This is a genomic window from Paenarthrobacter sp. NPDC092416 (assembly GCF_044755025.1).
In the GTDB taxonomy this organism is placed as follows: Bacteria; Actinomycetota; Actinomycetes; order Actinomycetales; family Micrococcaceae; genus Arthrobacter.
The window spans coordinates 96,132-120,993 of record NZ_JBIVQG010000013.1 but is presented as its reverse complement, the minus strand read 5'-3'; the positions used below and the strand labels follow the sequence as shown (position 1 = coordinate 120,993).

The following is a 24,862-nucleotide window of genomic DNA, read 5'->3' as shown; positions in this document are numbered from 1 at the left end:
CCGATGCTGCGGTAATTGAAGATCCTCTCTGCGTAGGAGCGCGCTTCACTCAGTACCGAGGGCAAGTTGGGCAGTCCCGCCCCGGCAATGTAGAAAGGCCATTCGCGTTGGCCGGCCAGATGCTGGGCACTGAGGAGGGCAGCGATGAGTCCGTCGTCCAGATCCTGCATTTCATCGATGACGAAAATCAGGCCCGATCGCTTCTCCGCCAGTGCCAAGCAGAGGTCCTCAATCAGTTCTTCCAGGTCCACTTCAATCGATCCGGAGTCAGCGCGACCGTGATTGAGGTTCACACCGATATCGATCCCGGTCACGCCCAATTTCGCCGAAAAGGATGCGATGCTGCCAAGCGCCGCCAAGAGTCGTGCCCCTGCGCCGCGGCGGTTCAGCTTCCGCCCGGCCTGCAGCAGGTTCCGGGCGAGCTTGGCCCGTACAGCCTCGGGACCTCCCTCGGCATCCCTGCCTTCGAGGAAGACGACCATGAACTCCGCATGTTCGGCCTGACGCCGAAACTCGTTCAACAGAACCGTTTTACCCACACCCCGCAGACCATGCAGAACGATCCCCCGGTCAGGCCTTCGCTGACGGGTCTTGGCCAACAGCAGGTCGAAGGCATCGATCTCGCTCTGGCGCCCGACCAGCTCGAAAGGCCGTCGGCCCGAACCGGGCGAGTAAGGATTCAAAGCGCTTTCCATATCAAGAACTATAGTGCCGTATCCACAATTTTGGATATGGCCTTATAGTTTCGGATACGGATGGTTTACTTGTAGTCTCGCTTCTGGCCTGAAACCCACCCATCAGGGTGACTGAACTGGTCTATCACTCAGGCGCAGTCGACTGGCGGCAACGACGAGCAGTGCCAAGGCACCCAGCCCCAGTGGTAGTCCGGCCAGAGTGGCGATGCCTCCAACAATCAACGGGCCTCCGGCGTCGCCAAGTTCCCTGCCGAGTTCGGCTGAGCCCATGGTTCTTCCCATCCGTTCCTGTGGAGTGACGTCGGCCAAGTGGGCAAAAGCCAAGGGTGTGGTAAGCCCGACACCAGCCCCGACCAAGAGGGCCGCAATGAAGACGGTAGTGCTGGAAGGGACGACGGCAACGGCGCCGATACCGGCCGCGATGAGCAGCAGCCCGGCCTTCATCCCGGCCGCGTCCCTGATCCTTTCCAAGTCACGTTGCTTCCCGACCCATGGCTGGGTGGTCGCCGATGCGATGGCCAGCACACTTACTGCGGCCGTCCCAGCGATGGGATCCAGCCCGTGCCGGGTCGCTAAGGCAGGCAGGAATCCGATCGCTGCTCCCAGGGCGCCGGTCGAGGCTGCCAACACCATGGTCGGCACCAGGAACCCGCGTTCGGCTACCTGCCGGACCAAATCCACGACCGTGTATCTCGTGCGCCGAACCGATTCGAACCGGGGTAGGCTCGCCGCTACCCAAGCGGCGGTAACGAACGCCAGAACCGACAAGGTTGCAAACAGCAGCGCAAAGCCCCCGAGGTGGATCAGGCCGGCTCCAAGGAGCGGGCCGATCACGTATCCAAGGCTTTTCCAGGATCCGTAGCGGCCAAAATACCTGCCGGTGTTCTTACCGCCAGCCAGGCGCGCCACGGTAGCCGATGAGGCCGGAGAGAACGCCGAGGCTGCAGCGCCCTGACCAAAACGGGTTAAAAACAAAAGGGCCGGATCCGCTGCCCAGAAACCCATGAGCGAGAAAGCAGCAAATGCCAGCAGACCGCCAACAATGACCGGCTTGGGACCAATCCGGTCACTGAGCGCACCAAATACGGGCTTCAGGAAAACCTCGGCCAGGTCATAGACGGCCAGCAGGACGCCCAGATTGAGAAGACTCAGGCCGATGTTTTCGCTCTGAGCCCCTACTCCAGCAGCAATACTGTGGGCTCCAAACGCAGTCACGAATCCCGCAGCGTAGAGGGGCGTGGTCGCCCGGGGAATCGTCTCAACGGGATGCATGGCGCTCATTGGTGCACCTGGCGATAGACCTGATCCGAAAAATCTTCAAGGGCGGCAGCGCAGCGGCTAAGTTCGCTCTCCGCCTCATCAATCAAGGCACTGGCAAAGACTGACTTGGATCGAATGCTCCGGAACCATCGGCGAAGCCGTTCCAGGCCCTGTTCTTCCTCCTCCAACTCAGCGAGGGTAAATTTACGCTTTGCGATCTCCTGCGCGATCTCTTCATTAAATTTGCCGCAGTCCGCCGTGAACTCCGCCCACTCCTCTGCCCGAGCTGCGTCGAAGAGTCTGCGCAGCTCGGCCGCATCAGCGTCCCCCGCGCCGGTCGTCAACAAAATCAGTCCTCCATCGCCGGTGCTGGCCAGCTCACGTGCCTTCCCGGCACCCGCACGGCAAACGGGAACATCCGGCGCAGTCCAAGTACCCTGCCCTACGGGAACAGCCCCAAAGCGACGAAGCTCCCGCCAAACGGCCACCCGATGTTTCGACGGCTGCGCCGGCATCTGTACGATCATCACGAGCCAAGACACGGTTTCAATAGTCACACGCTCAAGTGTAACAACTGTTACATCGCGCTTAGTTGTTGGCGCTCCCACTGAGAGGTCGCCGGAGCAAATTCCCATGCAGGCATTCAGCCACATGGCGGAGGGGCCCTGGTTGACCTACTAGTGCCTTGGTAAGACCGTAAACGGACGTCGAATTGCGCGGCAGCTAAGCCGACGGGAAAGTCAGTCCGTCCGACTCAGGCTTGGCGTACGCCGTCGGCATCCAGAAGAAGGCTGGCGGTGATGAATTTCGGACATTCCGTGAGCTTGGGCGTAAAGGTAATCGTTCGAACGGGCAAAGGTGAGCCGTCCACCCCGCTGCCCGACAGGGTAGCTTCAATCGGATTCTCCGTGAGCAGGTCCAGCCATAGATGGCCAGTGAGCGTCCCATCCGGGGACGCATTCGCGGAGCACGCCGATTCAGGGCCCTGCTCGCATCTCTGGTCCACAGGGGTGGTGCCGGGCGCCAGCTCCAGGTCCCCCTCCCGGCACGTCCCGGATTGGCACACCTTCATGTGGAGGGTGCGCACCGCTGGAACATAGCTCTGCAGGATAGTTGTTGTCACAACCGGCGCCTGGGCAATCGCAGGGCAGGCCGTGACTGGGGCCGCGCAGGCCGGAGTCAACAGGACTGCGGCCAACCAAATTATGCGCATGCTTCAGCGTAGATCTCTTAGTGTTTTGAGAGCAGCCCTCCAGTCGTCCCACTTCCTTAGAAGTGGGACACGGCAGGTGAGACACTCCCCCACCCATCCGAATCCGCGAGATCCTGCGAAACATAAACGTCCCGCATGTAGTCCCAAAAGTCATGCAACAAATCCCTGTTGCAGAGACAACTTTCGGTACGGTTCAGACATGAATATCGGGTACGCAAGGGTCTCAACCACGAAGCAGGACCTTGCCCGTCAGATGGACGCCCTAGCAGCCGCCGGCATCGAGCCTCAGCACATTTACGTGGACAAGAAATCCGGGGCGACCACGAACAGGCCAGGACTCCAAGAAGCGATGCGCCATGCGAGGGCCGGGGACGTAATCGTTGTCCACACCCTCGACCGCTTCGGTCGAACAGTTCGAGACACCCTGAACCTCGTCCACGAGCTCAAAGAACGAGGCATCGGTATCCGGACACTGGCCGATCCCCTAGCGATAGACACGACGGCACCAGATAGCTCGATGGCACAACTCGCATTCGTGATGCTGGCCCTGTTCGCCGAGATGGAACGGACCTACTCCGCCGAACGGGTTGCCCATGCCAGAGCCGTGGCTACAGCCAACGGTCGCCGAACCGGGCGCCCATCGGTCGTGGACCCCGACAAGCTCGAACACGCTGCCATGCTCCGTGACAAAGGAGCAAGCATCCGCGAGATCACGGAAAAGACCGGCCTGAAACGCACCACTCTGTACCGGCACCTGCCGCCCCGTTCACCGGCTCCAGATTCATCGCGCATGAACGGCATACTGGGTGAGTGAACTTGCTTACTGAGCTAATTGTGCCGATTGTGAGCGTGATAGGTACGTTGATGGCAATCCTTATTGCCGTCGATCAGATAACCGCTGGTTCCCGCCTCCGCCGCCAAGCAATCTTCTGGCGCGATATGGCAGCGCAAGAACATGCACTCTCCCGTGATTCCGATGTCTCTCACAGCTTGCAAAGAGAGGCCCTAGGCAAGCTAGTGGCGCTTAGCGCTCTTCCAGCAAAATGGCTATTAGTGCCGGCCCTCTTGATTCTCTCTTCAGTGGCCGCGGCAGTAACCCTAGGAATCCGGATTGGGGAGATACCACCAGCAGAGCTTACGTGGACCAAACTACTGGAAAAGGAGGAACAAGATCCCGGGACTCTACTGTTGATAATCCTCCCCTCAATAGCTTCATTGGGAACGGCAGCTTTCTTGAACCCCCTGCTACTTAGGAAGAAGGTCGCCCGGGCCTATCTCGATGGCGATCCTCTGGAGCTCGACAGCATCAACGCGGACCGATCGCTGAAGGACAATCTTGGGGGCTTTAGCTTGATCCAAATCTTCGCATTCGGTTTTGGCCTAACCGGCATGGCTGCGGCCATCGGGAGCTTTGCAGGCGCGGGACCTAACCCGGCGCACATATCCGAGTGGGTTGTTCTGGTCCTTTTCCTGGGAGCTATTCTCGCGTCTACAAGCGGCCTGGCACTCTACGCAAAAGTTCAAGATTATGCGAAGGAAGAGTGGAACCATCCGCGTCCGCTGCGAATCGACGCCCCAACCAAGTCAAGATGGCAATCCCTGAGGGCCTTCTTCCGCAGGACAATGCGGGACGACTGAACCGATAGGGTCTCTTTTAGGTCATTTATACCTAAAAGAGATAAGACGGCTCTCGTTACCAGTTCAGAGCTTGAGGGTCGGGTGCGACTCACCAGACTCGTTCAACGGAAGCTGCCATCGCGGACCACCGTCAACCCTGAATGTCAGGGCCGCTCTGTTGGCGAAGACTTCCAGCGGCCCCATAGGTCCTCCGCCTCGCGAATGTATTCCTTCAAGTGTTGCTATCGCGTGCAGTCCAAGCTTGCTAGCAAAAAAGGGCTCTGCGTAGAGCGTAAGGATGGACTTACTGCCGAAATCTGACACGTCAATCCTTGACGCTGCAAATTCGCCATAGTGAGTCTCCGTTTCAGGGATGTGCACGTGAACGTCTGTCAGGCGCTTCCCCGTACCATTCCGAATCCGGAAACGCGCCTGAAACTTCAGACTGAATCCCGGGATCTCCGACGTCATGGTGAATGCGTCACAGACGACCTCCCATGTCACTTGGGAGGCCTCGTGCAGCATGGCGTCCCGTGCAGTGTCCGTCAGCTGGTGCAGCTGGAATGTGCTCTGCAGGTCATCGTTCTCTTGCTGCGCCTTCTTCTCGTCATCCCCTTGAGCGACTTCACGAAATCTAAGGTAAAACGTCAACCCTGCCACCAAGAAGCCCAAGGCTGTAACGCCTACATTCGCCCAGGATGCGACTGGTCCCCACTTCGTTTCCAACGGCACCAATGAGGTTGACCAAGCAATTGCAAAAGCAGCCGCCAGAAGGGACGAGACACTGGCGATTGCCAACAGGATCACCTCTCGGGGTGACCAAGTTAGGAAATACCTCCATGCACGCCTTAGTGATCCACCAGGTTGAGCACTCAAGGATGATCCTCACCTTCCGACTTCAGGGAATGCCCTCATGGCATCCACCCACGTTAGGCCAAGTACGGAGCCGATTTCCTTCCAATCCTGGCCTTTGTACCGGGCCAGCTTGATGGCGGCCACGAGTTCGCGGCGGGCTTGGTCGGCCCGGGTTGCTTTGTATCTGATCAACGCAAGCGGTTCTTCCATGTGGAAGCCCAGACCAAACATTCCGTCGTCGTCCCTGTCTTCAAATGCCTCCCCCAGAAGCTTGTAGGACGAAGCAAGCTCGGACATTTCTTCGGCAGTGAGGTTGTCGAAGTCATTGGTGCCTGTGGGCCCCGTGTAAGGATGGGACCGCCGTCCACCATTGTGAAGCAATCTCAGGCCCTTTCTAGGATTCGAACGCAAGACAATATGTCTCCGCTCCCCAAAAGATCTTTTAGGTCTAAAAGAGCCATTGGGGACATAGACCCTTTCAGCGACGACCCCGCGCTATCTTGCCGGAGGCCACGACAGGGAACGGCTTGCCGTCGTTGTACGTGTTCTCTCGCCGGAGCATCCGGTCCAGGGCAGCTTCGCGGAGGAAGTCCGAGAAGGAGGCCTCACGCTCTGCGGCGGTGGTCGGAGTGTGGAACCAGGCGGCCCGAATGCGTTCCAGAACGTCCTCATCTGCGTAAAAGGACCCCTTGGGCTGTACCTTGGGCTTGGCGGTTCGGCCATCGCGCACCTGGCGTTCGGCCTGCTCTTCTTTGGTAACGATGGGCTGCACGACAACACGACTGTCCACCGCGCCCCTCTCCCCCGGCTCCGTTGGCTGGGAGTTCTGGTGCTCGATGGGGTGGGCGGCTCCGAGGGCGCTCTTTCGGCGTTCAGGTCGTTGTGCCATTCTTAGGCCTCCAGCTTGCTGTAGTCGTGTTTGGGGAACATCTTTTCCAGATGCGGTCGAAGCTCAATTTCGTCAAGATGTGCAAGGTGTCGGGCATAGATCTCATAGGCCTGCCGGGCTTTGTCATCAGGCCACTCGTCCAACCCGAGTCCTGCTTCCATGGCGTCTTGGATAACGCTCCAGTACGGCAGGTAGGGTTCGAAGACCCGCCAGGGTGACGCATCGATGAGGTCACCGATCCATGCGCGATGACTGATGGTGTTGCGGTTGCCATTGACGATGACGCCGGCGACCGTCAGGAGGGGGTTGTAGTACTTGGCCACGCTGTCGAAACTCAGTTGGAGTTGGCTGAGTCCGTCCAGCGAGAATTTTGAAGGCTGCGTGACTACCAAGGCTCTGTGCGCTGCGGCCAGGGCGTTGATGGTGTGGAGTTCAAGGCTTGGAGCGCAATCGATAAGTATGACGTCGAAGCGGTCCATGTGGTCCGACAGTGCTTCCTTGAGCCTGTATTCACGCCCGTGTTCGGTGTGGAGCTGTTGGACAGCCTTGGTTGTGTTGGAGTTGGCTGGGATGACTGTGAGCCCTTCCCAGATACCGTCCACTTCGACGTCGCGCAGGTTCTCCCCCAGCAACACGTCGGCAAATGTTAGTTGGTCCTGCTCAACTGGTTCGGCAGCCAACAGACCGCTGAGGTTTCCCTGCGGATCCGCATCAATCACCAGGACCCGCTTCCCTGCCTGGGTCAATACTCGCGCGAGACTGTAGGTTTCCGAGGTCTTGCCGACCCCGCCCTTCTGGTTGATAAGGCCGTATATGGTTGCATTCACTTTTGTCTCCATTCCAGCTATTACAGCCAACATACCTTTTAGGTCTATTGGAGCTGAGTGCGACACTCCCCCTATTAGGGATTTAGGAGTGTATGGGGCTTTTGTACCTAATGACACTATACACACGACAGTACCTTTTAGACCTAATGACACTATACACACGACAGTACCTTTTATACCTAATCAACCTTTTAGCTTGTTCACTCGCACCTTGACCGCGATGATTGCCTAACGGCGGTCCTGAATGAAGGGGAGTGGGCAATGGTGTCCAGGCGAGGTCGGAAGGCATGGCTGGTGACTTGGGTGACAGCGAACAATCAGCATCTGAAAAGCCCGATCGCGGCAATATTCAGCTCGAGGAAGGCCTCTGGCACTGTCAAGGACTATGTGGAATTCATGTATTTGACGAATCAGTTCAGTGGCGAGGAGCAGCTGACCTTTCTGTCTGACCCATCTTTGAACCCGTATCCCGCGACTTACGGGACCCTCCGAGTCAAAGACGGTACCGGGGAAAGAAACGTACCTTGGGAGGGCCAGATCATGTGTGGCCACAACCCGTATCTTTACGCTCGACGAGTGAACAACCTTCGTCTGGGCGAGGGGTCATATCCGGACGGTTCCCGGGAATTGGAGTGGGATGAGATCCCGCGGCGGACAGAACCGGTGGATTGGACCTAAAGGGGATAAAAGGTCTTTTAGGTACTCGGACTGTGCCGACCCCTCAATGACTTATGCCGCCAGCCATAGGGCCGTTTCATCGTCGGGCGGTAGCCAATGTTCTTCGCGTTCGGCGTCGTAGAGGTCGGACTCGTCTATGTGCTGCTCCCGGAAGCGGTTGAGGTAGGCGTGCCAGGCGGCGCGTTCTCGTCGGTTGCGGCTGATGTGTGCTTGGTAGTCGTCCAATACGCCCAGGCGTGCGGCCAGGTCGGTCAGGTTTATGGCGGTGGTCTTCCAATGCCGGCCGTCGCGTTTGATCATGGCCAGGGTTTCCATGTCCGCCAGCACTTTTGCCACTGCGTTGCGGCTGATGCCTGTGATTCGTACGAGGTCGGCGGTGGTGGGGGAGTGCCGGCCACGTTCGATTGCTTCGTAAATCAGGGCTGCAACGTCGCCGAGGGCGCGGAATACGGGCCGGACGGCGTGCACTTGTCCTCTGCGCCAGGTGAGTTCGCGAGCCAGCTGCCGGTAGTGCTCGGGCAGTTGGATGACGTAGACGTCCGCGGTCTTGTGTCGTGCGTCAGCGACCTTTGACAGGATCCCGTCCGAGGCTGCAGCCAGGATGGGCAATAGCCGGGCGATGGTGACGTGGTGTTTTCCCATTGCCACGGCGAGGGTCCGGCAGCCGACGTCGAGGACGTCCGTTTGCATGGTCCTCATGTATCCGAGCAGCCCGCGCATGAGAAGTCTGAGTCCCAGACTTTCGCGGCCGCGGGTTTGAAGACGATGGTCCAGAACCGCGTAGATGATGTTTTCCAAATCGTTCACGAGCTGGTGGATTGCGGCGGGGCTGGGTTTGGGTGCCCCCCCTGTGAGTTGTGTGGGGCTTGTGTTGTTAATGAGTGCAGTCTTTTCCCCTGTTTTTCGGAGGGTGGCTTTAGTTGCTGCCCGGTTGGCCGCAAATGCCTGGGCTTTCGCCCATTCGTCGGGCAGCAGGCGTTCTTGCTTGCTGGTCGTGCCGTACAGGGCCGCGAGGCCGGGAAACTGGCCGACCAGTTCGCTCTGAACTTGTTCACGGGTCCAGCCGCACGCTGCGAAGTGGTTCAGGACAGCCATGCGGGCCTCTGAGGGGCTCTTGTAGCGGGCTGTGTCGTAGAGCCCTGTCCGGGCTACTCTGCGGAGCGGTGAATCGCTTCCTGCAGTAGCGAGAAGGAGCGACGCAGCCATGGAACGCTGAGCGGTCGTTCTCGCTTCACGAGCTTTTCGAGACCGGTTGCGGGCCAGTTCAGGCGCCAAGGCGGTTCTGAGGGAATCAACGGCAAAGGGGGAGTTCCTGCGGCGCAGGATGTCGTAAGCCTGGGCTAGGGGAGTGATGAGGGTTTGGTGGCCACCAGACTTGTGCGCGGATCCCGGGACTCGGATGCAGCCGTCCGTGATGTTTTGGTGTGGGCTGGGGTCGAGGCTTGTGACCACAAGTGAGAGGGCTTCTACGAGTTCGCGGGCCTCCGCGGCATCCATGCGTTCCCGCAGCGGGATATAGAGGTGACGGCCGCCGCTAGGGGAGAAGTCCTCAACAAAGCCCATGCCGGCATTCCTCAGGAGGCTGGCCAGCTGCGCAGCGTCTGCGTCTACGACGTGTTTGAGCGCCTTTGAGGTGTCGAGGTCCAGGCAGAGTGTTGCGACGCGGCCGTCGGGACCGTGAAGCGTTACGGCTGCCGGGCGGTCCGGTAACGTCCGCGTGATCTTCGGAGGCTGATTAGGGCGTGGATATTGGAATTTCTGCCCGATCCAGCGCCCGAGCCTGTAGGAAGGCTCACCCGCAATCAACGGCGCGAGGCTCCACGCCTGCTCAGGTGGGGTCGACACGCCGACACTCGTGAATGCATGCGTTGACGCGGTAACCGGTTCCGGTACCATAGACAGCAGTTACCTTTCGTTCGAAGGTACGAAAAAGGGAGCATCCTCGTGAGAGGAAGCTTTTTTAGTTCAGATCGCAGTCCCGCCAAGAACGAGATCTGAACGTCATACTTGTTGAAGGCCCGCCTAGTGCGGGCCTTCCTAGTTAACTGGCCATTGGTAAGGCCTCCTGCTTGGCCTTGAGTGCTTCGAGGTCAATAGTCGCGAGGTGTGCAGTCACGAGACGGACGATGTAGTCGCCGCGAGTGTCGTTGGTGGCCTTGACGATTGCCTCCAATTTCTCCGCATCAGCGATCGGCAGGCGCGCTGTGACGCTGTGACGCTTGCCCTTGCTTGGCATAGGCATTTTGTCTCCTGTTCCTCGAAGTGGATACACCTATCCAAAATGAAGCAGCTTCCATTAAGTGGGATGCAGGGCTTCCCGGCGTGTCGCCTGCCTTGGTGCTAGGAGAGGAGTCGGGCCTGGAGGGCGCTTATAGCCTCTCGCACCTTGTCCTCATTCAGGGAGTAGCGTGGCGCCCTGCCCTTCCGTTCGCCTAGGGGTACGTCGCCTTTGATGATGCCCAGTTCCTGCTCCAGGTATTTCAGGGTGCGCGCGAGGCTTGAAGAAGAAGAGCCAACGCCTTCCAGAATGTCCCCGAAATAGGACGGCCCATGGTCGCGGAGAAAGCAAAGCACTTCCAAGCGCGCCGGGTTGCCAAATGCGCTCAGAGCCATGTCGACCTCTTTTGGCCAAGTCTGAACGACGCGTATCGGGGAAACCATGTTGCCATTTTCACTTGAATTTCCTCCCCATGCGAACCTATTGAGGATAGACTACCATTCAATGAGAGTTGCAGTTCATTGACCGGGAGTTAATTCAGCCTTCAACGTTCGACAATTCATCGTTCGTGAGACCTACGTCTCTTCAGGTTCCGTGTGACATGCGTTTCCGCGAAAAGACAGGGACAATGGCGCGGGCTATCGAATGGATAAATTCATCATCTTGTCGGTGGCTACTGGTTGGGTGGGAATCGATGTTCCAGGGGGAGGACAGGTTTTGAACAATAGGCAGTCGTTCCGAGCACCGTGGTCGGCCTCGTCCCTACGTGCACATGTTGAGGTGAAGCGGTGACTACCCGAAAGGTCGTCACGGGTGCCTCGATCGTGGCGCTGTTGACCGTTGGCCTGGTCACGGTTGTCTTGGATGACGGTGATCCGGCGCAGGCGGCGTCCTCGTGTGCTGCACCAGCCAGTGTTGCCGCCGGTCCTGCTCCTGCTGGGGGAGTGGCGGGGTTTGACGCCGAGCAGATGAAGAATGCCCAGGCGATCATGAACGCGGCCAAGTCTCTTAAGTTGCCGGTCGCGGCGCAGTTGATCGGGATCCAGGCGGCGATCGGTGAGTCCACTCTCCGTGTCATTGATTACGGTGACGGGGCTGGCCCGGACTCGCGTGGGTTGTTTCAGCAGCGCGCGAACGGTTCCTGGGGGTCGTATGCGGACCGGATGGATCCCACCATTTCGGCGACGAACTTCTTCAAAGCCCTCCAGAAGGTGGAGGGTTGGGAAACCCTCGAACCGACAATCGCCATCCACCGGGCGCAGCGCAACGCTGACCCTAACCACTACACAAAGTTCCGCGCCCAGGCCACGGAGGTCTTCAAAGCCCTGGGCGGGGAGTCCGGCGCAGCAGTGGACCCGTCAGGGGTATGCCCGGCTGAGGGCAACCAAGTCGTCGGCGACCTTGCCGGCAAATGGGTCAAGCCCATGGAGGGTGCGATCAACAGCAGCGGCTACGGTCCCCGCCCTGCACCGCCAGGGACGGCCGGGGGAGTGCTGGCCAACTTCCACTACGGCATTGACTTCGTTCACCCCAGAGAGCCGGGAACGATCGTGGCACTGACGGATATGAAGATCGTCAAGGTCCGCAACCTCGATGGCCTGTTCGGCACCGGCGTGACCGGCCAGACCGTGGACGGAAAGCTCACGATCGGCATGTACCACATGGAAGCCGGGTCAGTGAAGGTAAAAGAGGGTGACACCGTGGCCGCCGGAACACCTCTTGGCACAGAAGGCGCAACGGGCAACGTCACCGGCCGCCACCTGCACATGGAGTTCTTCGCCGGAGCCCTTCCCAACCCCATGGTCCCGATCAACCCGACCATCGACCCGACTCCGATCCTGAAAGAGAAAGGCATTCTCTGATGCGCCAGCACCTAGCACTGACAGCCGCCCTGGTCGCCGCACTCTCGCTGAGCGCCTGCGCTGGCAATACCGGTACCGAACCGGCAGCCGGTTCGACCCCCACGGTGAACACCGGTCAGGAAAGCCACCACGCCGAGGACGGCCACGACCACGGAGCCGACGAGCACTACGGAATCCCTGAAGTGACCTGGGATGCGGCTTCGGAGAAGTCGGTCAAGGACACCGCGGCCAAGGCCATGGCCCTGTTTGCCCGTCCGGACGTCCCGGAAACGACCTGGTTCTCCGACCTGGCCCCACACCTCGCACCCGAGTACGCGGAGGACGCGAAGTACATCGACCCGGCCCGGGTCCCGATCAGGAAGATCACAGACGGACCAGCGATCAGCAGAGACGCCGGTAACCCGATGACCGTTACGGCAACGTTCGCTACCGACGCGGGGCGCTGGCAGATGCTGCTGCACCGTTCCGGGCAGCAGCAGCCTTGGTTGGTCACAGCCATATCCCCGCAAGACCCAACCTCATGAACCCAAAGACAGAACCAGAAACGAGCGAGAGGAACCATCCGATGAGCACGAACTGGCAAGGGAGCGAACGGAAGAGCCGCGCACCCATCAGCCTCACCGACACCGAACCGGAACCCACCACCGTGGATCCGGCCACGATCATCCACGCCGTACCGGATGCCGAGCCAGCCCCTGCAGAGGCAAAGCCCGCGGCGATGGACCACCGCGAAGCACCGTTGGTCAGCGGCCGCCGCAGCGCAGCTGTGCTCCGTAAGGAGAACGTGAACGACCAGCTGCCGCCGGCCACCGGCTGGCAGGCGTTCCTCCGGGCGGTGAGCTTCGGGCTTATCAGCCCCAAAGTGGGCGCAGCAGAGCTGGCACGCCGAGCGGACCTGTCCGCGATCCAGCGCGTGTACTCCCGCCCGATGCAGATCATGGTCGCCCAGCCTTTGGGCGGGGTCGGCAAAACCATGTGCAGCGTCGGTCTTGGCTCTACGTTCGGGATCCACTCCGGTCAGCAGACACTCGTGTGGGACAACAACGAAATGATGGGCACCGCCGGCGTCCGGACCAACGCCAACGACTCCACCCGCACCGTGTGGGATCTGTTGAACGTCCTGGAGTCCTTCGAGACCGTCACTGCCCGCAAGGGTGAGCTGTCCTACTACACCCGGCATCAGGGCAACAACCAGTTCTCCGTCCTGGTCGCCGACGAGGACGCGGACCGGATGAAGTCCATCGGTGCCGATGAGTTCAACCGCATCCACACGGTGGTGAGCCGTTTCTACGACACCATCATTGTGGACACCGGCAACAACACCCGCTCAGCGAACTGGCTCGCCTCGATTGAGGTCACCGACCAGCTGGTGGTCCCCACGACGCTCAAGCGCAATGCCGTCGTCTCCGCTTTGCGGATGATCGAACAGCTCGAATCCATGTCCGAGCGGACCGGCAACCCGCACTACAAAGACCTGGTGACCAACGCCGTCGTCTTGGTCACCCAGGGAGGCGGGGCGAAAGTCTCCGCAGCCGAACAGGCCGAGCTTCGCGAGAACCTGGCCTCGGCGGTGCGCGTGATGATCGACATTCCTTACGACGCTGCCTTGGATACCGGCTCGATCATCGACTGGCAGCTGGTCGGTGACCCGGCCCGTCGCGCGTTCGAACGCGCCTCGGCGGAAATCGCCGAAGGCCTGCTGGCCATCGACCGCACCACCTCCACCAAAACCTCTACCCGATAAGGAAACCAAGAACATGTTCCGCACCATCACCAGCGAAATCATCATCCGCACGGCCGCCGACAACCCCCTGGGAGGGGTCACTCCGAACATCAACGTCTTCGGAGTGCAGTTCACCGGCGCAATGCAACTGATCCTCGGCGGCATCTGGGCCCTCGTCCTGTTCCTCTTGGCAGGTGCTTTCCTGTGGAACCTCATGAAGTGGGGCGTCGCACGCCAGCGTGGCCACGCCGATGACATCGAAGAAGGCGCATCAGGGGCCAAGAAGACCGGTATCGCTTTCGGCGCAGCAGCCGGAGCCAGTGTCATCCTCGGCGGCATCCTGGCACTGACCAGCGCAGCAGGAGCCTAGCCCATGCGGAAACACTGGAAACTCCTCACAGCGCTGGGGGCGGTGATCGTGATCATCGCCGTTGCCGTGGTTCTCCTGAACCCGCCAACACCCGCCCCCAGAAAGGACGAGCCCAGCGCCCTGCAGGCCTCGGGCAAATTCGGGTTCCCCGTCTCCGGGATCAAAATCGGTGAAGGCGGCACCAAAACGGCCAGCGACGGTAAAACCATCACCGGCTACAACGGCACCTGCGACTCCGCAGCCCAGGCCGCCGCCAACTACACACCCTTGGTCAAAGACGTAAACGTATCCACCTGGGCACAGCAGAAGAAGACCTTGGCCGAGGTCGGCAAGCCGGGCCCCTGGATAGAAAAGATGACCTATGAGGGAGACTTGCTAACCACAGCCAAGGATCTACCCAGCGGTCCTTTCGATGGAGGGTGGTTCACCCGCACGGACATTGCTTCGGCTGGCCTATACCGCGTTGCCAGCTGCGATGAGAAAAAGAAGGCAGTCGTACAGGTCTTCTTCGGGGCAGTCAGCGCAAATGTAAAGACTGCCCCCAGTGCGTTCTTCCAGACAGTCACCCTCGAGCTCACGTGGGGTGGTGACTGGAAAATTTCCGATGCTGCCATCGTGCAGAGCGGTCAGGATTTCGGTGGCAGGGTCAAGGACGGCGGTCCGATGAGCGTCGGCACCAATATGGAGGACGAGGCCACGCCGGTCCTGCGGGACGAGCTGGTCAACGCCTTCTTCAAGGACATAACCCGTGAGGGGTGGGTTGAGTATGCAAACGCTAAGCGTTAGCAGGACGGTCCGCCTGGTCGCGATCGTTCTGGCAATGTTCCTGACCATTGGCATCATCACCGCCGGCCCTGCCCAAGCGGCGGATGACGTGAGCAAGTCCGAAAAACTGAACGCAGACCAGCTCAAGCGCCTTGCCGGCCTGCCCCCGAATCAGCGCGACAAAATCAGGGACCGCCTGAACCAAGAGCTAGCAAAGAACGCTTGTGGGGATCTCGCTTTTCACACGGCCATGGGGCCGAGTAATTGTGAAGCTATCTCTGCAAAGGCGTTTGGCTCGTTTCTGACCACGCCTGAGAAAGTGCTGGACTACGACGGTAAAAATACAACCGCCTTCTGCGCTGGACTGCCCGGGGCGGGCGCACCTGACTCAGCGACTCTGTGGTGCGCTCAAGGGGCCTTGGTTGCGAAGTTCCTCCCGATTGCTGGGGTGGCGATGCGCACGGCTCTTTCGGCGATGCCTGGGGGCCAGGTGGTGTTGGGCACGGTCGATACCGTGGCGTTCATCGCCAACGCGAAGGACGGTTTTGAGAAGTTCGCCAACACGGTCAAGGCCGAGGGCGTGAAGTCCACCAACGAGGTGTTGAACAACCTGCTGAAAGTCTCCGTGTTCGATGTGGACGATGCTTTCCGGGCCACTTGGGCCGCTTTTGCCGCGATCGGGATCCTGGTCATGGGCTTGATGTACTTCAAGCTCTGGAAGGACGTTTCCAACGAAGAGATCGACATGGATTCGGCCAGGACATCCCTGCTCTGGTACGGCCCGTTGTCCATGGTCCTGGTGCTGTTCGGTCCCGCGATGGGTTATGTGGTCAACGGCTGGATGAGCGGCCTTACTGAAGGGGTCACCTTCTGGACTTCCAGCCGTGTCACGGATTTTGGGGTCGCCATTTCCCGGTTCGCTTCTTATGAATCCAGCGGCGCGTTCGGTCCGCTGGCCGCTGTCCTGTTGTTCGGGTTGTTGTTCATCGCGGCGTGGGCCATGCTCGGGTTGCTCGCCTTGCAGCCGCTGGCCCTGTACCTGCTTGGTCTTGGTATCGCGTTGATGATCGGATTCATGATTCACCCCAAGTACCGCGAACGGGTGGGCAAGGTCGGTGCGCTGTGGCTCGGGATTTCGCTGTCCAAGCCCTTGCTGCTGCTGCTCATGGGGGCGGTGTTCAGCTACGTCGCTTCCCGTCCGGCATTCTCCGGCGAGGGCGTTGACGACGGCATGGTGAACGCGACGTCGGTGTTCCTGGCCGCAGCGGCCATGTGTGTTCTGGCCTTTGCTCTGCCGATGCTTTACAAGTACGTCCCCATCCTGCCGTCCTCATCAACCAGCATGGGCGAGGGCCGCCAGTCCGTCGCGGGCGCGGCCATGGTCGCCGGGGCGGGCGCGGCCATCTCTTCCTCCATCCGGCAGCGCCGTACCGCCCAGGTACAGTCCGGGACCATCGGAGGACCGGCACGCACCGGCGGAACCGCAACCACGGGCCCCTCTGCAATGGGCTCCCATTCAGAAGGTCAAGACGGTTCAGGACTTGGATCCAATGGTTCGGGCGTTTCCGGTCGCCGGAGCGCAGCCTCCAGGGTTCCCAACGAGCAGGGTACTTCTTCCTCGGGCCAAGACCGTCAAGGCAGTCATGCCCAGGGGCAGCCGGAAACCCGCACGATCGGGGAGCTGCAGAAAGCCGACCGCGCCGGCACGGGCGGGGCAAAAGCAACCCAGGCAATGAGGACCGGTGCCGGGGCAGTGGGCCGGGGATCCGTGAAGGTCGCAGCTGGTGGCGCAACGGCGTTCCTGCTGGCAGGCCGGGAAGCGGCACGGCAGGCCGCAATGCGCGGCCAGCGTTCAGCACGAACGATGGCACCGGATACCGACCACATCAGTGGCCGGTAAGCAGAAGTACACAAGGAGTAGGTAGTCATGGGAAGAATGGTTGTTGTCGGTGGTGAGGTCCAGAGCCGCGGCCTGTTCGGAGGAAACCGCACAGCACCGGAATGGATCGGCCTCTCAGCCGCCATCGGTACCGCGCTGGTGCTCGTCATGGCCGGCGGCGTCCAGATCGTCCCCCTGATCCTCGCCGCCGTGCTGGTCCTGGCCGGGCTCATCCTGACCACACCCAACAAGTTCTCCGGCCACCGCTCCCTGGGTGCCCTGTTCGTAGAGGTCCGTCACAAGAAGGCCCGCGCCAAGAACAAGTCCCTGGTCTATGTCCCGGTCAAGGACCGCCCGCAGACACGGATGATCAAAGCCGGGAAGAAGGACCGTGACCGCGCCGACGAGCACGGCATGATCGAAGTCCCAATCCGACACAAGGACAACGCACCGCTCATGGTGGGCACCGTCCGTCACTTCTCCATCGACACCCCGGAAGGGCCGCTGGTCATCTTCCGGCATCAGGGCAAAGTCAAGAAGTCCTACTACACGGCCACCATGGAGGTCATGGGCTCTTCCTCGGCCATCCGGGAGGAATACCGGAAGGAATCCGGCCACGTCGCCCGTGGCCAGTACCTCGCCCGGTTGGCACGCCGCCAATCCCTGGTCACCCATGTCCAGACGTTAGCCCGGGCGGTGCCGATGGACTCGGCCGATCATCTGCTGTGGGTCAAGAAGCGCGTCGCGCAGAACGTTCCCCGGATCCTCTTGGAGTCCTACGGGGAGCTGTGCGAGACGACCCGTTCCCGCTCCGAACAGCACCGCACCTACGAGACGTTCCGGATCCCCGGCTCCGCAGCTCTGTACCGGCGCGCGGAAGCGTACGGATCAGGGGACGAAGCCATCGGTCAGGCAATCTATCAGGAAATCCGCTCAGCCATGGCCCAAGCGTCCATGATGGGCTCCATCACGAACTCCCGGCCCCTTGGCCCCCAGGCCATGGCCGCGCTGCTGCGCCACCTGCAGGACCCGGACTTCGACATTGACGACTACGACGGCGCCAACCTGATGGACTGCTGGCAGCACCTTGACGGCGCAGCGTCGCCCATCTCGGTGGTAGTGAATGATCACTGGCACATCCGCACCGGCTACGTGCCGGCCCCTGCATTCAGTCCCGCACCCATCCCGGTCGAGGCGTTGGAAGCGATCATTAGCGGCATCCAGCCCGCGGTCGTGCACTCGGTGTCCATGGTCATGGAACTTGAAGACGCCCGCAGTGCCCGGTCCAAGGCTCGCTCAGATGCCGCCATGGACAGGGCAACGGGCAACAAGGTCGCCAAATCGGGTGTCGTCACCGATGGCACCGAAGAAGTGCTGATGGGGGCCTCCCACCAACGCCTCCTGGATCTGAAGCCCGGCTCCGGCCATCACGGCGTGGCTTACGGGCTGTATATCTCCTTCGCGGTGGAAGAGGCGAACGAGATCCTGTCCACCACCGACATTGTTGAGGCAGCAGCTTCCGATGCCGGTATCGAGTTCATTGACTGGTTGGATCACCGCAACGACCTTGCCCTGATCGCCACCATGCCGTTCACAAGGGGAATCCGATGAGCACCACGAACGACGTAAAGCGTTTCAGCCTGCCGTGGGCTGCCGCCAACAAATCCAAGCGGACACTCCGGGCTCAGGCCCGTGCCGGGAAACTGGAACTCGAAGCATCTGCATCCGGCACCGCCGCCGAGGGTTTGCGGCGCAACAAGCCATTGAGTAAGCGGGCGGTGAAGAAGGCCGAGAAGAAGGAAGCCAAAGACCGTGAGCTGATCGAGGCCCAAGCGACCGCAAAGACCCGCTGGCACCACGAACGGAAGTGGACGTTCGCCTCAAAGCTGGGCTTCTACGATCCTGCAGCACCGGGTGTGCCGTCTTCGACACGGCAGATGGAGTTCTCGCATATGGCGATTGCTTCACCGCCGACATCGCACCGAGGCCTGGTGTTCGGTGTCGACGCCGGTTCGGGGTGGATGATCGTCCATGACCCGTTCACCGCCTACGGTGACACCCTGGAATCCCCGAACGTCTGCTACATCGGTGACCTTGGGCAGGGGAAGTCCTCGGCCATGAAGACCTGGGGTGTGCTCCGTCAGCTGATCCTCGGCCGCCGCGTGGTCGTGATCGATAAGAAGTACCAGAAGGACGTTGGCGGGGGAGAGTACACGCCGCTTGCACGCAAGCTCGACGTTGCCCCGGTCCGGTTCAGCATCGGTGGCGGTGGATCCCGGATCAACATTCTGGACCCCCGTATCGCTGCCCGGTTGAACGAGGAAAATCACGACAGCGCCGAATCGCTCAGCACCCCGGCCGGCCAATCCATGCTGGTCCGTGCCGTCATGGAAGAAGCCCTCCGCCGGCCAATGACACCCAAGGAAGGCAAAGCAGTCCGCATGGCACACCGGCAGGCGTTGACGGAGGCGAAGAAAGCCGGGGAAGTCGCGCACATCGGGCACGTCCTCAAAGCCCTGTACGCGCCCAACGAAGCCGCCGCGAAAGCCACTGACCTGACCGTGGAAGAGTTGCGTGAGTGGGGCCAGGACCCTGCTTTTGAGCTTGAACGCATGATCGAGGACGATCTGGCCGGTTTGATCGACGGGGAGACCAGCTCCGACATCCAGCTCAACGCCGGGCTGACCGTCTTTGACGTGTCCCTGCTCCCGGAGGACGGACCGGCGCTGCCGATCGTCATGACGATCATCAACACCTGGCTGGCGAATACCCTCTACCGGCAGGAAGAAGCGGTCCCGACGGTGTTGCTGATTGAAGAGGCCTGGCACACCGTGCAAGGCTCGGTGGCCACGGTGACGCGCCGCAACACCAAACTCTCCCGCGCCCTGTCCCTGTCGTGCCAGTTCGCGTTCCACCACATCTCCGATATCCCGGCAGACAGTCCGGCGATCTCCATGCTCAAAGAATGCGGAACGGTCCTGCTGTACAAACAGCAAAAGAGCGCCGACGCGCTGGCCTGCGAAGAGATGTTCACCCTCCCGGCTGGGACGGCCGAAGTGATCACGAAGCTGGTCAAGGGGACGTGCCTGTTCAAAATCGACCAGTTCGATCCTTTCGAAGCCATCCACGTCCGCAGCCCGTTGGAGGTGGAGCTGACCGACACGGACGGTGCCATGAAGTCCACCTCCACGATCGCGTTCACCGAAGAAACCAGCACCGACGAAGCCATGGAGGTTCTCCCGGTATGAGCAAGCAAACGTCAACAGACACTCTTCTGAAGCTGGGCCTTGCCGGATCCGTCGTCGTCTTGGCGGGCCTCGCCTGGGTCTCAGCATTCTTCGGTGAGATGCTGACACCCACGGGGATGCCCTGGACGAACTTCACGGAGTTGGTGGCCCGGTTCAAGGAGGGCACCTTCGTCTGGCCAGGAGCTGCAACATACATCCTGATCGTGCTCGCGATTCTTGCTTTCCTCGGCATTGCGTTAGTGACCATCGTGCTTGGGGGCAGCAAGCCGAAGGACGACGGCCTGCCCAGGTACAAGGACCTCGAACCCCGGATGGGCAAGAAAGCAGCCTTGGCCAAAGCCCGGCAGTCACTCCACCTTCCCGAAGACGCTGCCGAAGCGGACATCATTGTCCCTGCGTTCAAACTCGACAGCAAAGTCCTCTACGTCCAGCATGAAGACTCCATGTGGGTCTACGCGCCGCAGCGTTCAGGAAAGACCCTCTATATTGCGGTCGGGATCGTGTTGGATGCGCCGGGCCCGGTGCTGGCGACGTCCACGAAGAATGACCTGTTGATGTACACAGCGATAGCCCGCAAGCGGCGCGGCCGCGCGCAGGTCTTCGACTTGCAGGACATTTCCGGTTGGCCTGACACGATCAGTTGGAGCCCCGTCGCAGGATGCGAAGACCCGGACGAAGCCCTTGCCCGGGGCAAAGCCTGGGCCGGTGCCCAGCCGATGGGGAACGTGAAGAATGGCGACTGGTTCAATTCCAAGGCCGCCGCGATCCTGGGCCGGTTTCTGCACGCCGCGGCGCTCGATGGTGGAACGATTGAGGACGTCGTGCGCTGGTCCAACAACTTCGCCGATCCCGAACCTCTGGAAATCCTCCGCGAACATGGGGCACCGGCCGCGTTCGCTGAACGCCTGCAAGCGCTGACTTCCTCCCGTGCCGGCGAAACGGTGGACTCCATCCAGGAGACCCTTGCCGGGCTGCTTGAGCCTCTGTCGTCGCCGAAGGCCCTGAAGTTCCTCACCCCTGGCGAAGGACAAGGCTTCGACGTCGAAGACTTCCTCTCCGGCGCCAACACCCTCTACCTTGTGACTGATGGGGAAGATTCCCCGGTCGCTCCGCTGGTGACAATGTTCGCGGACCACGTCTTCCGTAAAGCCCAGAAGATCTCCCAGACTCGCGCCGGAGGACGCCTGTGGCCGGTCTTCACCATGGTTTTGGACGAAGCACCCAACGTCGCAGCGTTTCCGAAGATGGCCGGTGCCCTTTCGGACTCCGGCGGGCGCGGTATACGCATCATCGGGTTCAGCCAGTCCTTCGCCCAGAACCGTGCCCGTTGGGGAGACGATGGGGCCAAGGCAATCCGCGGCACCTCGTCCGTGCGTCTGTTCCTTCCCGGGCTGGAGGAAATGGCCGAACTTGAGACCGTGGCGAAAGCCGCCGGAACTACCCACCGCAAGCGCATCTCCACATCACAAGGAAAGGGTGGGTCCTCGAAGACCACCAGTGAAGAGGAACGCCCAGTGATCCGTGGCCACGAAATCCAGCAACTTCCCCAAGGCAAGGCCTTCATGCATTACACGAACGTCCGCCCGGCCGTTGTGGAATTGACCCCCTACTGGGAACGGGAAGATGTTGAGCAGATCAAGAAGGACAAGAAGGCCGCCGAGGCCATGACTCGCCGGATCACCGCATGAGCCAGGACCCATACGCCGACCTCCCGCTACCGGATGAGGGACCGACACCGGAGGATTCCTATACCGAAAGTGATGCACCGGCTGGCGTTGACGGCGACGGCGTTTTGCCCTCTGTGGAGGAACTGGTCTTGGACCATGACGGCCAGTTGGGCCAGCTCCGCGCAGACGTCGACGGATTGGCCGGACTGGTTGGGGATCTGATCCGGACGCCGCCCGCTGGGAAACCAGCGCCTTGGAATTGGAAGGAACTGGACGGACCTGGCGCAGCGGCGCTCTTGACGGAGCTGCGCGCCTGGGTTGACTGGTACAACGGCCGCTACGGGGTAACGGCCGATTCAAGGATCCCCGGCTGCTGGTACCGACACGGGCCCGTCGTGGAAGAGCTCACCGGGGTATGGATCGGTTGGCGGGCAGCCTACTACGGCCACAAAACACCGAACGATGCTCCGGCGTCTTGGCATGAACGGATCCTCTGGCCGGCCATTGCACGGATCATCAAGAGCAACTGGGGCCTGGCTGCGTGCATACCCGCGCACAAGGACCCGCGCCCCAAGGCCGAGCCCTCCACCGACGACGGCTTCTCAGAATTCATCTCCGCCCTAGGCCCTCAATGAACATTGTTTGTGTTGCTGTCCCGCGGCATCAGCGGCAGGGACGGTACGGATGTGAAGAGTGCGCGCAGGCTCTCGTGAGCGCCGTCCGTGAACAGTCCACCCCGCGAGAGGCTGTCGAGCACTTCAGTGCTGCTGCGCGTGAGGCCCGCGAGGAAATACGACGTCGTCAACGGTGGTGGGTCCGCAAAGATCCTGCAGAGCCCGGTCGTGATTTCGCGTTTGCGCTGGCAGCCAAGGAAGTATCCGCTATCGAAGCGTTCCGGGTTGAGAGCCCGCGAGAGCGGGGCTTCCCCACCCGGCAGGCCTATGAGACGTTCAAGAAGGACGAGCTGGGATTTGTGGGCAGTCCTGCATTCCTGAGCTATTACGAAACCATGGCGTTGCTGGCCGGGTATCCGTCGGCCTACGCCATTGGCCCTGATCCATCGGTGATCGAGATGTTGGAACAGCACCGCAAAACGATCTGGGACAGCGTTCCTGAAAACGTCCAGCGCGTACTGCACAACCACGCCAAGGATGATTACAACCGCTGGGGCCGGATCCCCGGTGAACCGGTGCAGCAGCTCGGATCATGGATCGCTGAGCACGGCCAGCTTCCGCTGCCCGTGGTGACGTACCGGCAGGAGTCCCGTGCCTACCTGCTGGACCGGCAATGGTGGGACCGTCTTCTGGCGCTGGCCCCAGGGGACACCATCAGTTGGGATGACCGTCCGGTTTCGACCTCGGTCGATCCGGGGTTCACCCGGCAGGGGGCACCGGGTCTGGGCGCCGGTGAGGAATGGAGCCCCGAGAACCGAAACGTTCACTTCATCATCACCGCAACCAAGGGCTTTTATCTGGGGTCGGCAACGACGATGCAGTTCAATGAACACGAACTCATTCTCAAACCCGGTCAGCTGTATCGTGTCGCGGGCTTCCGGCAGCACAGCACCCAGGACATGCTGGGCAGACGATATGGGGCAGGGCACCGGGTCTATATCGTGCTGGAGGAAGAACTAGGGGCTTAGCGGCCTAAGGGGCCGCTTGTGGGCCTATGTTCGGTCCCGCGTTGGATGGGCCATCCCGTCGGCGGGGTTCCTTCAGGGCTTGGGCGGCCTGTTCGAGAAGCTGTCGGATGGGTTCGGAGGCTGCAGGGTCTGCGCGCTGGCTGCGTTGGGCACTGAGGTACCAGTCGAAGCGCTCTTTGATCGCGTCGATGCTTTTGGGTGAGTTCGTTCCGACTCCCAGACTGACGGAGTGGTCCAGCGCAGGGCGCTGGGTATCTGCTTGAGCCCGTACGGCCCTGAGGGCTTGGTTCTCTTTGCCTTGGTGGACTAACCTTGATTCAGAAGCAACAGCTGGCCCTCCGCCTCTTTGAGAGCCGACAGTTGGCTGGACCCCCGGACTTGGCTGCGGCAGATGGGGGTTGCTTCCTTTAACGGGCAACCCGGTCCGGGCATGCAGCACCGTAGTGACCGGCGCGAGTGGTTGAAACCATGCCCCTTCTGCTCTGGCCATCTGGTGGTAGAAACTCCAGGAAGACAGGTCAGCGGCCCACAGCAGATGCTCATCACGTGGTGAGACGGCCTCCACTGTCACCTGCCTGTCCAACAGCCCGGCTTTACGCAACCTGGCCACTACGTCCTGGTCCTGTCGGTTGGCGTCCGGGCTGTGTTCCTCATTGACGCGTTCGAAGACCATCAGCCGGGGTGGATTTTCGCGGCCGGATTGGGTGGCAGCGCGGGCAAGGGTAGTGATGCATTCCTCCCGCGCCTTCGCCATGCCGTCACCACCGGTCCTGACTTCCGTTTGAACAGTGACAATGCTGAAATCCACGGTCTGCGCGAGGTAGTTGTTCAGCTCCAGGATCCGCGGACGTAGTTCCGCAACGGGGCCGAGTTTCCCAGCGTACGCCTCGGTGGTGTGCCAGTAGTCAGCATCAACGATGCGTTCGAGCTCTTTGCGAACGATCTCCAACGACTCTTTGGGGATCGTGACTCCACTCATGGTGTAGAACGGGCGCTCACCGTAGCTGTTGCCCGGCGGGCGAAAGCTCTCATCGACGAACACCACTGGCCCGGGAGTGCGGGCGTACAGGATGCGTAGACGCTCCTGTGCCTCCCGCTCGCGAAAACTCCCCATGTTCTCCCTTTGCCATCAGCCGGGCCTGCCGGCCAGTCAAACCAGCCTACAGGCGGGGACCGCGCTGGCATTGTTTCGGCCCGGTGCCTACTCGTGGGGATCGACTTGAGCAGATGTACGAGGTCTCAGCAGAGACGCATCCTAGGGTCGGCCCGGAATAACAGTGGCTGAGGCCGGAGTAGGACCAAGAATGTCGGAGTGAACCGCGAGAATGGACAGGTGCACTCCGATGATAATAATCAGGACCTCAATGGATTAGATCCGGTGGAAGCCGCTGACCCCGAAACTCTTCCTGCCAACTCAAGTGTGGCTGGTTTCAGCGGGCAGCTGTCGAAGGGTC

25 protein-coding genes are annotated in these 24,862 nt (G+C 60.8%); 13 read left to right on the top strand and 12 right to left on the bottom strand.

The annotated features are described in order from the left end of the window. From ACIQC5_RS20235 to ACIQC5_RS20220, 4 genes are all read right to left on the bottom strand, one after another. Positions 1-695, bottom strand: a 695-nt coding sequence (locus ACIQC5_RS20235; RefSeq protein ID WP_400286541.1) for an ATP-binding protein, incomplete at its 3' end; no start/stop codon positions are given. Between the two features lie 102 nt (positions 696-797). Beyond that, positions 798-1,967 (bottom strand): MFS transporter, encoded by a 1,170-nt coding sequence (locus ACIQC5_RS20230; protein ID WP_400286554.1) that lies wholly within the window; start codon positions 1,965-1,967, stop codon positions 798-800. A 5-nt stretch (positions 1,968-1,972) separates the two neighbouring features. Beyond that, positions 1,973-2,512: a Chromate resistance protein ChrB gene (locus ACIQC5_RS20225; protein ID WP_400286539.1), complete on the bottom strand. Its 540-nt coding sequence runs from the start codon at positions 2,510-2,512 to the stop codon at positions 1,973-1,975. A 197-nt stretch (positions 2,513-2,709) separates the two neighbouring features. Next, complete coding sequence (locus ACIQC5_RS20220) at positions 2,710-3,078, bottom strand: hypothetical protein (RefSeq protein WP_400286537.1); 369 nt, start codon at positions 3,076-3,078, stop codon at positions 2,710-2,712. Positions 3,079-3,367: 289 nt separating this feature from the next. On the opposite strand from ACIQC5_RS20220, the gene ACIQC5_RS20215 reads away from it, so the two are divergent. Both ACIQC5_RS20215 and ACIQC5_RS20210 read left to right on the top strand, forming a co-directional pair. Next, complete coding sequence (locus ACIQC5_RS20215; protein ID WP_400286534.1) at positions 3,368-3,982, top strand: recombinase family protein; 615 nt, start codon at positions 3,368-3,370, stop codon at positions 3,980-3,982. Beyond that, entirely contained in the window at positions 3,979-4,806 is an 828-nt protein-coding gene (locus ACIQC5_RS20210; protein ID WP_400286531.1) for a hypothetical protein, read from the top strand. The genes ACIQC5_RS20215 and ACIQC5_RS20210 overlap by 4 nt, the downstream gene beginning before the upstream one ends. 63 nt (positions 4,807-4,869) lie before the next feature. Here the strand turns inward: ACIQC5_RS20210 and ACIQC5_RS20205 are convergent, their stop codons facing one another. The 7 genes from ACIQC5_RS20205 to ACIQC5_RS20175 form a co-directional block, all read right to left on the bottom strand. Beyond that, the gene (locus tag ACIQC5_RS20205) at positions 4,870-5,583 is read right to left on the bottom strand and encodes a hypothetical protein (RefSeq protein WP_400286528.1); all 714 of its coding nucleotides are present in this window, start codon (positions 5,581-5,583) and stop codon (positions 4,870-4,872) included. An 87-nt stretch (positions 5,584-5,670) separates the two neighbouring features. Continuing rightward, entirely contained in the window at positions 5,671-6,021 is a 351-nt protein-coding gene (locus ACIQC5_RS20200) for a hypothetical protein (protein ID WP_400286526.1), read from the bottom strand. Positions 6,022-6,118: 97 nt separating this feature from the next. After that, positions 6,119-6,529 carry a hypothetical protein gene (locus tag ACIQC5_RS20195; protein WP_400286524.1) on the bottom strand — a complete coding sequence of 137 codons (411 nt, stop codon included), beginning with the start codon at positions 6,527-6,529 and terminating at the stop codon, positions 6,119-6,121. A 2-nt stretch (positions 6,530-6,531) separates the two neighbouring features. Next, complete coding sequence (locus ACIQC5_RS20190) at positions 6,532-7,356, bottom strand: ParA family protein (RefSeq protein WP_400286521.1); 825 nt, start codon at positions 7,354-7,356, stop codon at positions 6,532-6,534. Between the two features lie 729 nt (positions 7,357-8,085). After that, a complete protein-coding gene (locus ACIQC5_RS20185; RefSeq protein WP_400286518.1) occupies positions 8,086-9,879 on the bottom strand; it encodes a hypothetical protein in 1,794 nt (597 codons plus the stop codon). A 196-nt stretch (positions 9,880-10,075) separates the two neighbouring features. Continuing rightward, positions 10,076-10,276, bottom strand: coding sequence for a hypothetical protein (locus ACIQC5_RS20180; RefSeq protein WP_400286515.1), 201 nt, complete (start codon positions 10,274-10,276; stop codon positions 10,076-10,078). Between the two features lie 98 nt (positions 10,277-10,374). Next, on the bottom strand, positions 10,375-10,647 hold the full coding sequence (locus ACIQC5_RS20175; protein WP_400286512.1) for an ArsR/SmtB family transcription factor: 273 nt from the start codon (positions 10,645-10,647) through the stop codon (positions 10,375-10,377). A gap of 393 nt (positions 10,648-11,040) precedes the next feature. Between ACIQC5_RS20175 and ACIQC5_RS20170 the strand changes: the two genes are divergently transcribed. The 11 genes from ACIQC5_RS20170 to ACIQC5_RS20120 all read left to right on the top strand — a co-directional run bounded on the left by ACIQC5_RS20170 (position 11,041) and on the right by ACIQC5_RS20120 (position 23,408). Continuing rightward, the gene (locus ACIQC5_RS20170; protein WP_400286509.1) at positions 11,041-12,114 is read left to right on the top strand and encodes a M23 family metallopeptidase; all 1,074 of its coding nucleotides are present in this window, start codon (positions 11,041-11,043) and stop codon (positions 12,112-12,114) included. Further along, positions 12,114-12,638 carry a hypothetical protein gene (locus ACIQC5_RS20165; RefSeq protein ID WP_400286506.1) on the top strand — a complete coding sequence of 175 codons (525 nt, stop codon included), beginning with the start codon at positions 12,114-12,116 and terminating at the stop codon, positions 12,636-12,638. Before ACIQC5_RS20170 ends, ACIQC5_RS20165 begins: the two co-directional genes overlap by 1 nt. 41 nt (positions 12,639-12,679) lie before the next feature. Next, complete coding sequence (locus tag ACIQC5_RS20160) at positions 12,680-13,858, top strand: MinD/ParA family protein (RefSeq protein ID WP_400286504.1); 1,179 nt, start codon at positions 12,680-12,682, stop codon at positions 13,856-13,858. Positions 13,859-13,871: 13 nt separating this feature from the next. Further along, positions 13,872-14,207 (top strand): hypothetical protein, encoded by a 336-nt coding sequence (locus ACIQC5_RS20155; RefSeq protein ID WP_400286501.1) that lies wholly within the window; start codon positions 13,872-13,874, stop codon positions 14,205-14,207. A 3-nt stretch (positions 14,208-14,210) separates the two neighbouring features. Next, positions 14,211-14,993, top strand: coding sequence for a hypothetical protein (locus ACIQC5_RS20150; RefSeq protein WP_400286498.1), 783 nt, complete (start codon positions 14,211-14,213; stop codon positions 14,991-14,993). Beyond that, complete coding sequence (locus ACIQC5_RS20145; RefSeq protein WP_400286495.1) at positions 14,974-16,872, top strand: hypothetical protein; 1,899 nt, start codon at positions 14,974-14,976, stop codon at positions 16,870-16,872. Before ACIQC5_RS20150 ends, ACIQC5_RS20145 begins: the two co-directional genes overlap by 20 nt. A 27-nt stretch (positions 16,873-16,899) precedes the next feature. Continuing rightward, positions 16,900-18,462 carry a hypothetical protein gene (locus ACIQC5_RS20140; RefSeq protein ID WP_400286493.1) on the top strand — a complete coding sequence of 521 codons (1,563 nt, stop codon included), beginning with the start codon at positions 16,900-16,902 and terminating at the stop codon, positions 18,460-18,462. Then, complete coding sequence (locus ACIQC5_RS20135; protein WP_400286490.1) at positions 18,459-20,099, top strand: ATP/GTP-binding protein; 1,641 nt, start codon at positions 18,459-18,461, stop codon at positions 20,097-20,099. Before ACIQC5_RS20140 ends, ACIQC5_RS20135 begins: the two co-directional genes overlap by 4 nt. Continuing rightward, positions 20,096-21,787, top strand: coding sequence for a TraM recognition domain-containing protein (locus tag ACIQC5_RS20130; RefSeq protein WP_354628065.1), 1,692 nt, complete (start codon positions 20,096-20,098; stop codon positions 21,785-21,787). Before ACIQC5_RS20135 ends, ACIQC5_RS20130 begins: the two co-directional genes overlap by 4 nt. Then, positions 21,784-22,401 (top strand): hypothetical protein, encoded by a 618-nt coding sequence (locus tag ACIQC5_RS20125; protein ID WP_354628066.1) that lies wholly within the window; start codon positions 21,784-21,786, stop codon positions 22,399-22,401. Before ACIQC5_RS20130 ends, ACIQC5_RS20125 begins: the two co-directional genes overlap by 4 nt. Positions 22,402-22,475: 74 nt before the next feature. Then, positions 22,476-23,408, top strand: coding sequence for a hypothetical protein (locus tag ACIQC5_RS20120; protein WP_400286486.1), 933 nt, complete (start codon positions 22,476-22,478; stop codon positions 23,406-23,408). Positions 23,409-23,412: 4 nt separating this feature from the next. Here ACIQC5_RS20120 and ACIQC5_RS20115 read toward each other — a convergent pair whose 3' ends face one another. Continuing rightward, positions 23,413-24,522, bottom strand: a complete 1,110-nt coding sequence (locus tag ACIQC5_RS20115) for a hypothetical protein (RefSeq protein ID WP_400286484.1) — start codon at positions 24,520-24,522, stop codon at positions 23,413-23,415. Positions 24,523-24,862: the final 340 nt, after the last annotated feature.